This window comes from Candidatus Omnitrophota bacterium (genome assembly GCA_028716565.1).
Taxonomy (GTDB): Bacteria; Omnitrophota; Gorgyraeia; order Pluralincolimonadales; family Pluralincolimonadaceae; genus Pluralincolimonas.
Genome location: JAQUPL010000001.1, coordinates 569944 through 582588 on the forward strand (window position 1 = coordinate 569944; position 12645 = coordinate 582588).

Sequence of the window (12645 nt, forward strand, 5' to 3'; positions counted from 1 at the left end):
GTTCTAATTACCGCTACTCTTCACTTTTGAATTAAATTCATAAAACTTCTTACCTAAGAGACATTTGACAATGCGGTGTGCGGCATAACCATCACCGTAGGGATTTGCGCCTGTCGCCATCAATTCATAGTGCCGTTTGTTATTAAGTAGCTTTTGCGTTTCCTCTACTATCTTAGCCTTATTGGTACCCACTAATCTTGCAACACCAGCCTTAATCGCCTCAGGTCGCTCAGTCACCTCTCTCATTACAAGAACTGGTATATTTAGCGAAGGAGCCTCTTCCTGTATGCCGCCAGAGTCAGTCAGGATAATATGGGATCTTTTCATGAGTTGAACAAATACATCATAACTAAGCGGAGGAACTAAGTGTATTCGTTTGTTTTCACTTAAAGCGTTAAAAACGGGCTTATTAACATTTGGATTCAAATGAACTGGATAAATAAATTCAACGTTAGGATTCAGTTTCGATAATTTTCGTATTGCATTGCAGATATTCTTAAGTGGGCTGCCAAAGCTTTCCCTGCGATGAGCAGTTATTAAGATTATTTTTCTGTCAAAATCCACGGATGCCAGTTGTTTAGCAAATTTCGGATTGTCCGAGGATGAACTACTTGTCTTTTTCCGCGCCATGAATAAAAGCGCATCAATTCCGGTATTTCCCGTAATATAGATTGAATTTTTATCAATATTCTCAAGGAGTAAATTCTTTTTCGCCTGCAAAGTAGGAGCGAAATTATAATCGGCAATCACAGAAATCAAACGCCGGTTTGCTTCTTCGGGAAAAGGGCTATATTTATCATAGGTACGCAAACCGGCCTCAATATGCGCCACAGGGATTTTTTTGTAATACGCTGAAAGAGCACCGATAAAAGCTGATGTCGTATCTCCCTGCACCACAATAAGATCCGGATTAATTTTTGTTAATATTTTCTCAAATCCTTTTAGCGCCTTTCGGGATATTGAAAATAGTGTCTGGTTATTGCTCATGATATTCAAATTATAATCCAGATTGATATCGAATGCCTGCAGAACCTGCTTAAGCATTTCGATATGCTGAGAAACAGAAACGTTGACTAAGTTAACCCCCCGGTATTTTTTAAATTCCCGTATTACGGGCGCCATCTTGATGGCCTCCGGCCGTGTTCCAAAAACAATAATAATATTATATTTTGTTTTAATCATTGCTTTTTCACTCCTCGTAACATTTCTTTAAAGATAAGCCTGAAAAAATAAATATCCTCAACCAGATATCGCTTCCATAGTCGCTTTGGTTCGTTTATGAGTCGCCAAAACCACTCGAGCCCTAATTTCTGCATAAAAACAGGCGCCCGCTTAATTCGCTCGGATAAAACCTCAAAAAGACCACCGATGCAAATGATGTACTTTGCGTTGATCTTGCTGCGATGGCTCGATATCCATTGTTCCTGCCGGGGAGAACCCATACCGATAAACAGGAAGCTTGCATCCGAACTGTTAATTTTATCGATGACCATCTGAGAATCGGTAAAACTGAAAAAACCGTTATGCATACCGGAAACAGAGAGCCTCGGATACTTATTGCTCAGTTTCTCCGACACAAGTTTTAAATTTTCGTCGGTTGAACCAAGCAGGAAGACCTTTTCGGAAGTCTCTGCGGAAAGAGTCAACAATATATGCGTTGCATCAAAACCAGTAACCCTGGACTTTAATGTCTTCCTTAAAATTAAACTGCCTAGCAGGACTATCGAACTATCGCAAAGCGACAGATCGGCCTTGTTCAGGATATTTTTGAATTCTTCATTTTGGGCTGCCCGTATCACAAAATCCACATTAGGCGTAACAATGAAAACCTGTCCTTCCCCGCTTCCCGCGACATCTCGAAGGAAAGCCTCGAGCTCAGGCAAGCTTATATTATCAAAATTTACGCCACAAATTTTCAGTCTGGGGACTGTACGCATATAGTATCCATCCTAAATGATACGAATATTCCCAATTCATCCGGCAAAGATATTTTGGCTGGTCAAAATAGCCGGACAAACAATCGATTTTCATAAACTTAAAGACCAGCGTCCTAACATTAATCAGTTTGGCAAGAAAACGTTTGCGCTGAATCCCTCTGCGAACGTAATTCTTTTCTTCATTAGCCAGTTTTACATTCAACTCGTTTTCTGAGAAAAGCCATTGTAAACCCAAGGAAATCGATGACGAATAATCCTTCTGCGACACTTTGTTTAATTCCATAAGCGCAAACGGAGCCATCGAATCCTGATGAACGGAATACACAGGATATTTCTGTATTACGGTGCCGCGAGGAACATTATAATGCCACCACCATTGCCCCTGCTTACCCTGCAACGAACAGATTTTGTCGGCGCATTGTTCGGAGATCTGTAGACTCTCGCCGTCACGTTTCAACCCATAATAAAGCGCAAAAGCATAGATCGAATAAATCTGATCAGCGAAATTTGCAATGTCATACCGTATGTCGAAGCTAGAAAAGAAGCTGTTACGCGGCCTATGATAAAATAGGCATGTATCGCAATTGAAGCGTTTTTTTAAATGTTGCGATACGGCATCCATAGTCTTACCGGTCTTTTCGGACCTTTTTTGATGCGCATAGAACACAAGAGAAGTCAATAACCATGCAACTTCCATCGTCTCGGCGTTGATAATTACATTCGAGGGTAAAGCACAAATTTTCCCGAATATGATGTCGGAACGCGGGTCATTCTCTTTTGCCAAAAGCCATAAAAGTAAAGCCGATTCACGTAATCCGCTTTTCATGGCAACCTGCTCATAAACTCTGTTTTTTGATTCGGAAAAATCAATATGCACAGATTCCTTATAGTTTGATATACCGAGAAGTGAAATTAGACTGTGTGTCAATAAAAGGTTTGCTTTTTCAGGAGAACGTCCCAGGTCAGTCACAATAAAGCTAAATAGAGAGGTCTGGGGATCGTAATAAGCCTCGAGCCCATTAGCTGCGATACTCAATAAACAAGCTATGTAATCATTCATACGCCGATTCCCTGTTTCATAACTTAAACATTTCCAAATACACTTTTATTCTCTCAAATACATCTTTATTAAATAAAATGCATGGGACAAGAACTAGTACTCTGAATAATATGGAAATCTTAAGTACTACCAATGCTAACATATAATAATGCCTGGGATAATTCTTTTTGAAAAAATACTTTAGACTATTAGTATAATAAATCAAATATTTGTAATTTGTTTTTTCTGTGCTTTTCCCTTCGTAATGCATAACCGAGTAATGGGGATATACGTAATTTTTATATCCTGCCTGTTTTGCTCTGAAGCAAAAATCCGTTTCCTCAAAATAAACAAAATAATTTTCATCGAAATTTCCTATTTTATTAATAATGGCCTTTTGAAAAAGGAAGAACGCTCCTACTATGCTATCAACCTCCTCTGTTGAATTTATGTGCCTTTTATGCCCACTCTGTTTAGGGACAAGATAATATAATGGACGAATTAAATTGTTAACCAACGATATTTTTAGCACTGCGGCAATCCCTGTGTAAAAAGTAAATATTCTTAAAATTGTTGGAAAATTTTGAAATGAAATAGCTCTCTGCCCGTTTTCATATACTAATTGACACCCGACTATCCCGCAATCATTTCGTTCCTCCATAAACATCAGTATTTCTTTGAAATCATTTTTCAAAACAGTATCGGGGTTAAGCAGCAACATAAACCTTCCATTACTTACATTTATGCCTTGGTTACATGCTTTAGCAAACCCAACGTTTGAATTATTTCTTAGCAAAATAACATCTTTATGCTTTGTACTTAGCATATCAACGGTATCATCTGCTGAAGCATTATCAATTACAATAATTTCCCTAGAGCTACAATTTATAGATCTTTTAATGCTGCTTAAACATTGATCGAGAATGCTTGAAACATTCCAGCTGACAATTATTATGGAAACATCTATTTTGTTTTCCATCTTAATCTTTCTAGGATATACCTCTTGTGTTTATTTCTCAGAAAACATGTCATCTCCTCATCGAAATATTTCTGCTCTTTCTTTATCCAAGAATATAAATAGCCAAATATTATGCCTGCTGACCCTAGCAAATAAGGCCTCTCGAATACTTTATTTAAAGCTTTTAAACAAGTATATAGAAAAGTATATCCAAATCTATATTGCATCCTACCTAAAAAAAATTTCCCCTTAGTTATTCCTCTCCTCTGTGTTCCTGTTTGCCTATAATGAATAATAATAAGTTCTTTAAAACACCTAGTATCCCATTCTTTCATTTGGGCTGACAAAATATCAGCTAAATCCCATCCATATATAGGCCTAAGTCCCCCTATACTTTCAAAGCATTCTCTTTTATATACTTTACAGGGACCTACAGGATGGTCATCCTGAACTTTCTCTTGAATAAGCTTTCTTTTATTAAGTAAAAAAGTACACCCGCTTGCTATTCCCAGCTTACTATTTTTTCTAAATTCATTCAATATTTTCTCAAAATAATCAGCATCGAAAGAAATATCGCAATCCATTTTTACTATGAATTCCCAATCTTGAGAAAATAGGCTTTCAACCCCTCTATTAAATGAATTGACTACTCCAGGTCCAGCTAAATAGTAGCCCCTATCAGGAAGATTGATCAATTTAATCCATCTCACTCTTTTTGAATAATCATCAACAATCGCTGCTGTTTTATCTTTTGAGCCATCATTAACAATAACCCACTCAACCGGCTTTATTGTTTGAGAAATAACAGAACATATCGTCCTTTCAATATATTGCTCTTCGTTTCGAACAGCTGATATTATTACGTAAGAATTTTTCATACCATTAGTCTAATAATCCGGTAATTAGCTCCATCCAACTTTCTTTAAAATGATTAAGATCAAACTGTGCGGCATACTTATAGCCTGCTTCACCTAACGACTCTTTGTCATTTATTGCCATATCAACGCTTTTTTCTAACGTTTTTGGATTAGTGCAAATAATTTGTTTGCCATTTTCTAAAAGTTCACGCATACCGCCTTTGCCAGAACCTACAACTGGTGTCTTTAAAAGCATAGCTTCATGAGCCGTACGACACCAACCCTCGTTAAACAATGAATAAATTACTGCGCATTCCGATACTTTCAATAAAACCAAATATTCACGGTATGGCATATTTAACACCAAAAATGGCTCTTTGCCGAATTTCTCTCCTGAGGCAATTAGTTGATGTTCTGGAAACGCTGTTTTCAATTGACTATACGCGATATAAACACCTTTTATTCTAGAGTTATTCCCAATATAAATTATTCTTTTATTTTCTAAATTGTATTTTCTCCTAAATTGCACGCATTCTTCTTCAGAAACACTGGATATATCCTTTACGTCAAAACCATTTTTTATAACGCAAATATTGGTTAATCCTCTTTTCTCCAGATATTCTTTCCAAAATTCAGCTACTACTACAACTTTGGATATATATTTTTTTGCCGAAATAAGAAATAGCCTAAAAAACACCTCTGTGAATATTGGTTGAGATTGACCTATCGAATCGTGGTGGTGAAAAACAGCAATATGCTTGGTTTCCTTTCTCCGCGCTAAAAGTAAACTGACCGTAGGAATAATGCTGCGGATATCAAGCAAGCTTTCTTGCCTATTGTATTCAACCATTCTAATTAGCTGTTGGAATCGGATGCCTTTACTGAAAGGCAAAATATTAGAAACGGGGACACCTATGACCTTAAGGGAATTGGAATTAAGCTGATCAACCAAAAGCTTTTCATAGGTAAACCCGCCCCTTCTTTGATTTTGAAATATTCGAAAAACTCGTATTGTCTTCTCATCGAAAATCATCATAATTTTAGTTGTTTATTCCATAGATTTTAAACGATTTACTGGAAATAACTTCGGGAGAAAATTTGCCTTTGATGGTTTGTTTGGCATTTATTCCAAGCAAAGCTAGCTTTTCCCGGTCCTCGTATAAGATTTTTATATTTTTAGCCAACTCATCGATGTCTTTTGGCTTAAACATTACACCGTTCTCTCCTGAGCAGATAATCTCTCGTATCCCCCCGCATTCAGAAGCTATAACCGCCTTACCTAATGACATCGCTTCCAGAACCACTCTGCCCAATGGTTCATCCTCTATTGGACTATGAACAACGAGATCAGCAGCATTTAATAAACTACCGATATCCTTTATGAATCCCAAAAACTTGATGCGGTTTTCCATATTTAACTTCCTAACTAAATTCTTCAATTCGTTATAATATTTTTCGCTGCCGATAGAAGCATCGCCTGCAATGCAAACGAAGATTTTTTCATTATTAAGTTTGGCTATGGCATTGATTAAAACATCATAACCTTTCCATTCCGTAATTCTTCCGAAAGAAACCACAAGAAAATCTTCCGGTCTAATACCTAACTCGTTCCGAACTATTTGAGGAGTAACTTTCGGCAAATACATATTGGGATCGACAACGTTATAAAGCACCTCTATCTTGTTATATATTCCGCTTCCCTTAAATATATCTCTTACAGAGTAAGAGATGACTATTATTTTGTCAGTAAAGCGACTAAGTACAAACAAAAGCAAGGGAAATAGCTTACGTTTAGCTATACGCAATTCTCTTATATGACATATTATTTTTGCCCTGGTAAATATTTTTATAAACATCGGTAAATATAAATTAAGCTCAAAATTGTTGAGGTGGATAACATCCGGTTTGTACTTGTATACATTTTGCAGAACAGAACAAACCATTCTCGTAATATTCAATATGTTTACAATTAATTTTATGGGATTAATTATTTCAAAACGAGCAAATATTAAAAATGGAGATGTTAACTTACGATAATAATATTGGCGATAACTTATTTTAAATTCCTTTAATAGGTGGGAGACTGGCCCCTCCCCGGGAATTAATATTAACGATTGTTCTTTTATTCTGGGGGGAAGATTAATAATAGTTGTAAGAATACTTCTTTCCGCTCCCCCCACATTAGGAGTAATTACTATATAAAGAATCTTTGGTTCGTTTTTCATTTATGCCATTGGTTAGATGAAACATTTGATTTTTGGTAGCGGTAAATCGCATTATTGACAATCCCCATGAATATGCCTAAAACGGCAAAGCCGCCAAATGACATGAAGCTTCCAGATGTTAAGAACTCCACTATGTATATCAATAAAACAGCAAAAATCGACATAATGACCGCGTATTCATAAGTATCTTTAGGCATACTGCGGATTAAAAACAACAGATCTTTGAAGATGAAAATAAAAATAACTAAAAAACCAATCAGCCCAATCAGTCCAAAGTCAATCATGAGTGAAATTAATCCGCTGTCAGCCGTCCTAAATTGCCCGTTGAAACCCCTCATGTAGCTTAGTTCTTGTGATTCATCATGCAAGAATCCGATTCCCAAAAGGGGGTTATCTTTTATAAGTTGTATTCGGTAATAAGAATCATCAAGCCTGAACCGAAAAGTACCTGTATTGGTAAGTACTTCATCGAACGACGACAGTGTCCTATCTTTTATAAAACCAGGTAAGCCTTTTTCTCCAGGAGATATTATTCCAAAAAGCAGGATAACTAAAATAAAAAACCCTAAACTTAACAATAAATATCTAGCTATTCTAAGTCTGATTTTCTTGTTTCTAGCCATAAAAATCGTAACAAATAAAGCTAATAAGAATCCTATAATTCTGCTTCTTCCTAAAGAGAGTAATGGATGCAGTGCGGTAAATATCATTGCTAATATGAGAAGTATTTTTGCTTTTTGTTTATTAAAAAGGGTGAATATATAATGAAAAAATATGAAGAAAAATGTAAAGTTGATTAGTTCTGTTCCGGATATATAAATACGATATGCGCTTATGCCTAGCATGTTCTGAAAAACACTGCGAGAAAATGGGATCAGATAGATACGGCCTTTGGATAAAAACTGAATTATAAAGGCTATGGATACAAATGTACTAAATATTGCAGCAATATTAACAAAAACACGCATGTTTTTGTTTTTGAATAGAAAAATGCAAGCCGGGTAAAACAACATAATGTATAAGTACCTTCTTCCCATTCGCAGGCTGGATAACAATGTAGTTTCAGGAAAACGCATTTGAGTAATAAATATCTGCAGCAAAGTAGCCAACACAATAATGGCCATAATAATAGTGTATCGTTTTAATATTTTTGGTTTATCTTCTTCTTTTATGGTTAATATAGTGACAAAACAAATGAACATGGCGCCTAAAAAGAATAAATCACTGATTCTAAAAACATAAGCAAAACGAAACCAGTCCTCATTTATAAAAGAAAGACAACTGTGGGTTACTAATAAAGCAACCGCCAAAAATGCAGCAGGTAAAGATATGCCTGTTAAAATAAGGCCCATACCTACAAGAACAATAATTGGAAGCTTGAAATCGATTCCTGCCAACCAACCCATAAATACTCCAAGAAATATAATTGATAAATATTTTATAATATGTTTTATTGACATCCCTTTTCCTTTATTCTTGTACCGCGTATATAAATAGATTTAGGAAAACAGCCTTTTTATAATCAATAACAATAGAATAAGCGTAATACTTAAAGCCATCGGTTTAATTAATTCATAATAGTAGTCTGAAAGTTTCAACTTGATAATCTTCAATGTAATATAATTCGTATATATTGACCATAGTATTGAGAATAAAGTATACAAATAAGCAACTCCATATATCCCCCAATTTAACCCTATAATTACCGATATAATAGTAATAAACGCATTTCCTATCCCTATTTTTAAATGCAACTTAGAATTGCCCGTGGAAAGACGGATATTTCCTGAAATAGAATCGCTGACTGATTGAGTCAAGCCACAAAAGCATAAAATTCTTATTAGTAATATTGCGGGTTGCCATTTATGTCCAAGTATTAGGAAAACAAAGTCCGGAGCTATAGCAAACATACCTAACATGGCTGGAAAACTAACCATAGAAATAATTTTTACTTCTTTAATGTACGCATTACGTAATTTCTCAATATCATTTTGGATCCTAGAAAATGCTGGGAACATAACTTTTCCAATCACCCAAGATATGTTTCGTATTGGATACAACATAATTTTATATGCTAGTGCATAGTATCCTAATGCTTCTGCCCCTAAATACTTACCAATTAAAAGCTGGTCAACATTTCTCGCGAAATAATTTACTACGTTAAATCCTGTTAAGTTAGCGCTAAAATGAAAGATGTCTTTTATATCCTGTATCGCGAAAACAAATTTTGGTCGCCAAGTCGAAACTGTCCATAAAAGTATGGCATTTAGTAGAGTAAAAATTACTGACTGATAAACTAAACTCCACACGCCAAAACCATGGTACGCCAAGTAGATACCTACGATACCTGATATTGCAACCGCTAAAATATCGCGAATAGCAAGTTTTTTAAAATCCATTTCTTTTGAAAGAATTGTCTGCTGTATAATTACAAAAGAAGACAAGAAGAAATTAACCGATATTACTATTAGAATAGGCTGCAGCTCCGGCTTGTTATAAAACCATGCAATAATTGGCGAAACTGCAATAAAAACCAAGGTTAGAAGTACGCCTACGATAATATTAAACCAAAAGGCGGAATAATAATGTCTATCATTAGTATCTTGTTTCTGAATTAGTGCACTGCTGATTCCCATCTCACTGAAAATCATTGCAAAATTGATAAAGACAGTTGCCATCGCCAATAGGCCGAAATCATCGGGAGAAAGAAGGCGGGCAAGAATTATAGTTATAACTAATTGGCTTATCTGCTTTCCTGCCTGTGAAAATCCTGACCAGAATAAACCCTTTATTGTCTTTTCCTTAAGACTCACTACACCCTCTCGTAGATCGCCTTCGGAATTGCGAAAGTGCGGCTGCCGAGGATGGCGCCGAGGAAAACAGGTTTTGCCTTTGAGAGCACCTCGACCGCTTCTTTCGCGACCTGGCGGCGGGTGCGGCCTTCGTTAACCATGAACGCGACGCTGTCTACGTGGGAACTTAACACTATGGCGTCCTTCGACTCCCTCAGGTTAGCGCAGTCAAGGAATACCACGTCATATTTTTCCTTCGCGTGGTCTATCAGCACGCCCATCTTCTGGGATTCCAACAGGGAGCCGGGGTTTATATCCACCTTCCCTGTGGTCAGGACGAAGAGGTTGTCGGTCACCTTGTTGACGGCATCCTCGAAGGAAATATTTCCTTCGAGGACATCCACAAGGCCCCTAGTGTTGGCGATCTTGAAGGCCTGATGGATGGCGGGTTTCCGCAGGTTGGTGTCCATAACAAGGACCTTCGGCCTGCATTTGTTCGAGATGCTCCTGGCAAGGTTGACTATGGCTGTCGTAACGCCTTCCTTCGGATAGGCCGCTACTACCATTACGGACTTTAACTTCCTGTCTTTCAACTCAAAACAGAGCTGGTCTGAGATATGCTCGTAGTCGTGCGGTTTCGGCTTTCTGGGTATGGCCCCGAGGAATGGCATGCTGAGCACGTCCTCAATTTCCTGGGGGGACTTGAACGTCTGGTCCATGTAATCGAAACCGAACGCGAGCATGACGCCGAGGAAGATGCTCATAAAGAAAGCAAGGATGAGTGTGAGGACTTTCGGCAGGCCCGCCGGCTTTAACGGCGGTATCGCCTGCTCGACGATTTTTACGCTTGCCGGGCCGATAGCTTCGATATTCGGCAGGGGCTGGCCGTTCAAGCTCTTTTCCATCTGGGTGATGCTGTCTCTAAGCTGCATGACGGCCAGGTTCTTCTCGCCGTATTTCATCTGCATCTCTGCCAACTGCTGTTCGAGGTCAAAAATGACATACGAGCGGCTGATGATATTCGCGATTGCCGCGGCAATGCCCGGGTCAAAATCCCTGTATGTGATGGTAAAAAGGTTCGTGTCGCGGAGCGGTTCGACCTTTACATTGTCCTCCATATCTTTAAGGGCCAGCCGGAAGAGGATATTTTGCTTCTGCTGTTCCGCTATCTTCAGGTCGGTCGTTTTAGCGGTTATCTCGGCGAACTGTTTATTTAACGCGGCGACCTGCCAATCTATCATGGCTTGGCGCGGCGGGCTGGCAAACTTCTTCTCGAAATCGAGCGGCTTGAGGCCGACGGCTTTTAGCGCGCGCTCCATGACAGGGTTCGATTTGACTATTTCGCTCTGGGTGAGGGCTACCTGTATGTTCTGCATGCTAATAAGAGGGCTGTAGTACGGCGCCTCCGTCCCCTTCTGCGCCGTGACAAGCAACTTTACCGTCGCCTCGTAGGTATTCGTTTTCATCCAGAGCCCGAGCGCCACGACTACCGTCACCGTGACTATCGACGTGAAGACGACCCATTTCTGCCTGAAAAGGACCTTCAAATAGTCCCTAAGCGTAAGTTCGTCCATCTTAGCCTCCTTTAACAAGTTTTAGTTCTTAGTTGTTAGTTCTTAGTAAAAGCAAAAAACTAAGTTATAACCTCATCCTTATTGAACTGATCAAGCCGGAGATCATTTTTCCGACTTCGCTACCGGCATTCTCTACTTTCTCAAGCTGAGCGTCGTTGATCCATTTCTTTAGATGAAAAATCCTTAACAATGTGACAGTTTCAAACAAAGAGCCGCGGGCAATATGCAAAAACTGGAGAAACTCCTTTTTTGAATAGCGCCCTTTGCCTTCCGCTATATTTAAAGCTATGGAAGTTGAAGATGCCTCTAACTGCTCTATAAGCCGATAATGCCTGGGATCGGTGTTAATTTCTTCGGTAAGATCGATTACACTTTTGGCGAAATCAATTGCTTTCTTCCATACTTCCAATTCTTCAAAATTAAACGGCGATTTTCTCATCTGACAGAATGCGGAGAAATGCGCACAACCTTGCCATTCTTCCACACTGCCAGCGACCGGCCTGTTTTTTTGTGGCGCTCCACTACCTGCCGAATCGCTTTTTTCATAGCCGCTTCAGCCTTATCCTGTAAGGACATTCTCTTTTTCATATCTCACCTCAAAAATTTGTGTATGGTGTTAAACAGCTCCTGCTCGATCACTTCTTTATGACCGTTCTTTCTCTTCGCTATTAATACGGGTTTTGCCTTCGAATTATCGAACATCATCCATGAGTCAAACAATGGTTCATACACCTTAAAGAAGTTGTTGATGCCTCGAAAGAATCTCCTTCTAACATCCTCATCCGGAACATTATGTCCACCCTCCCTGACTCTGTCTTTAATGCGCTGAATTGCCAACTCGGGGCTTGGAATACATAAAAAGAAAAGATGGACGGCATACCCTTTCTTTTTCAATTCTGTAAGCGCTCTCGCGTAAGAAGTACCAGATAACGTTGTTTCAAAAGCAAAATCGGCGCCGAGGCCGCTAAACTCATGGATTTGCTGTAATACGAGTCTGCCTGCTTTGATGGCCGCGCTACGAGGCTCAAACGGAGCTAATCCAAGAGCAATAAGATCGGCATTTACAAAGTTAGGGCAATTTGCGTATTCCGGAAGAAATAACCTCGCTAAGGTCGTTTTCCCTGATCCGTTGGGCCCTGCGATTATATAAACATTCTTTTTCATATCATATCGTATGGCATGTTATACAGTATATTATAATGTATTATGTACACAAAATATAATGTGGACATCTTCTTCTTATCCACGCTAAGCTTATTAAAC

12 protein-coding genes are annotated in these 12645 nt (G+C 38.5%); all 12 read right to left on the bottom strand.

Going from position 1 to position 12645, the window contains the following annotated elements:
- Positions 1-3: 3 nt before the first annotated feature.
- Entirely contained in the window at positions 4-1182 is a 1179-nt protein-coding gene (gene wecB, locus PHO67_02935; protein MDD5546103.1) for a UDP-N-acetylglucosamine 2-epimerase (non-hydrolyzing), read from the bottom strand.
- On the bottom strand, positions 1179-1937 hold the full coding sequence (locus PHO67_02940) for a WecB/TagA/CpsF family glycosyltransferase (GenBank protein ID MDD5546104.1): 759 nt from the start codon (positions 1935-1937) through the stop codon (positions 1179-1181). Before PHO67_02940 ends, wecB begins: the two co-directional genes overlap by 4 nt.
- A complete protein-coding gene (locus tag PHO67_02945; protein ID MDD5546105.1) occupies positions 1894-2997 on the bottom strand; it encodes a hypothetical protein in 1104 nt (367 codons plus the stop codon). Before PHO67_02945 ends, PHO67_02940 begins: the two co-directional genes overlap by 44 nt.
- Positions 2998-3013: 16 nt before the next feature.
- The gene (locus tag PHO67_02950) at positions 3014-3955 is read right to left on the bottom strand and encodes a glycosyltransferase family 2 protein (GenBank protein MDD5546106.1); all 942 of its coding nucleotides are present in this window, start codon (positions 3953-3955) and stop codon (positions 3014-3016) included.
- Complete coding sequence (locus tag PHO67_02955) at positions 3940-4812, bottom strand: glycosyltransferase (protein MDD5546107.1); 873 nt, start codon at positions 4810-4812, stop codon at positions 3940-3942. Before PHO67_02955 ends, PHO67_02950 begins: the two co-directional genes overlap by 16 nt.
- A 4-nt stretch (positions 4813-4816) precedes the next feature.
- A complete protein-coding gene (locus PHO67_02960) occupies positions 4817-5827 on the bottom strand; it encodes a glycosyltransferase family 4 protein (GenBank protein ID MDD5546108.1) in 1011 nt (336 codons plus the stop codon).
- 4 nt (positions 5828-5831) lie between these two features.
- A complete protein-coding gene (locus PHO67_02965; protein MDD5546109.1) occupies positions 5832-7016 on the bottom strand; it encodes a glycosyltransferase family 4 protein in 1185 nt (394 codons plus the stop codon).
- Positions 7013-8476: an O-antigen ligase family protein gene (locus PHO67_02970; GenBank protein ID MDD5546110.1), complete on the bottom strand. Its 1464-nt coding sequence runs from the start codon at positions 8474-8476 to the stop codon at positions 7013-7015. Before PHO67_02970 ends, PHO67_02965 begins: the two co-directional genes overlap by 4 nt.
- 39 nt (positions 8477-8515) lie before the next feature.
- Positions 8516-9829, bottom strand: a complete 1314-nt coding sequence (locus PHO67_02975) for an MOP flippase family protein (GenBank protein MDD5546111.1) — start codon at positions 9827-9829, stop codon at positions 8516-8518.
- Complete coding sequence (locus PHO67_02980; protein ID MDD5546112.1) at positions 9829-11382, bottom strand: Wzz/FepE/Etk N-terminal domain-containing protein; 1554 nt, start codon at positions 11380-11382, stop codon at positions 9829-9831. Before PHO67_02980 ends, PHO67_02975 begins: the two co-directional genes overlap by 1 nt.
- 64 nt (positions 11383-11446) lie before the next feature.
- A complete protein-coding gene (locus PHO67_02985) occupies positions 11447-11821 on the bottom strand; it encodes a four helix bundle protein (protein ID MDD5546113.1) in 375 nt (124 codons plus the stop codon).
- A 152-nt stretch (positions 11822-11973) separates the two neighbouring features.
- The gene (locus tag PHO67_02990; protein ID MDD5546114.1) at positions 11974-12546 is read right to left on the bottom strand and encodes a zeta toxin family protein; all 573 of its coding nucleotides are present in this window, start codon (positions 12544-12546) and stop codon (positions 11974-11976) included.
- Positions 12547-12645 lie beyond the last annotated feature (99 nt).

Bases quoted from the DNA above. Each gene is read 5' to 3' on its own strand.
- wecB (MDD5546103.1), bottom strand. From the start codon at position 1,182: ATGATTAAAACAAAATATAATATTATTATTGTTTTTGGAACACGGCCG.
- PHO67_02940 (MDD5546104.1), bottom strand. From the start codon at position 1,937: ATGCGTACAGTCCCCAGACTGAAAATTTGTGGCGTAAATTTTGATAAT.
- PHO67_02945 (MDD5546105.1), bottom strand. From the start codon at position 2,997: ATGAATGATTACATAGCTTGTTTATTGAGTATCGCAGCTAATGGGCTC.
- PHO67_02950 (MDD5546106.1), bottom strand. From the start codon at position 3,955: ATGGAAAACAAAATAGATGTTTCCATAATAATTGTCAGCTGGAATGTT.
- PHO67_02955 (MDD5546107.1), bottom strand. From the start codon at position 4,812: ATGAAAAATTCTTACGTAATAATATCAGCTGTTCGAAACGAAGAGCAA.
- PHO67_02960 (MDD5546108.1), bottom strand. From the start codon at position 5,827: ATGATGATTTTCGATGAGAAGACAATACGAGTTTTTCGAATATTTCAA.
- PHO67_02965 (MDD5546109.1), bottom strand. From the start codon at position 7,016: ATGAAAAACGAACCAAAGATTCTTTATATAGTAATTACTCCTAATGTG.
- PHO67_02970 (MDD5546110.1), bottom strand. From the start codon at position 8,476: ATGTCAATAAAACATATTATAAAATATTTATCAATTATATTTCTTGGA.
- PHO67_02980 (MDD5546112.1), bottom strand. From the start codon at position 11,382: ATGGACGAACTTACGCTTAGGGACTATTTGAAGGTCCTTTTCAGGCAG.
- PHO67_02985 (MDD5546113.1), bottom strand. From the start codon at position 11,821: ATGAGAAAATCGCCGTTTAATTTTGAAGAATTGGAAGTATGGAAGAAA.
- PHO67_02990 (MDD5546114.1), bottom strand. From the start codon at position 12,546: ATGAAAAAGAATGTTTATATAATCGCAGGGCCCAACGGATCAGGGAAA.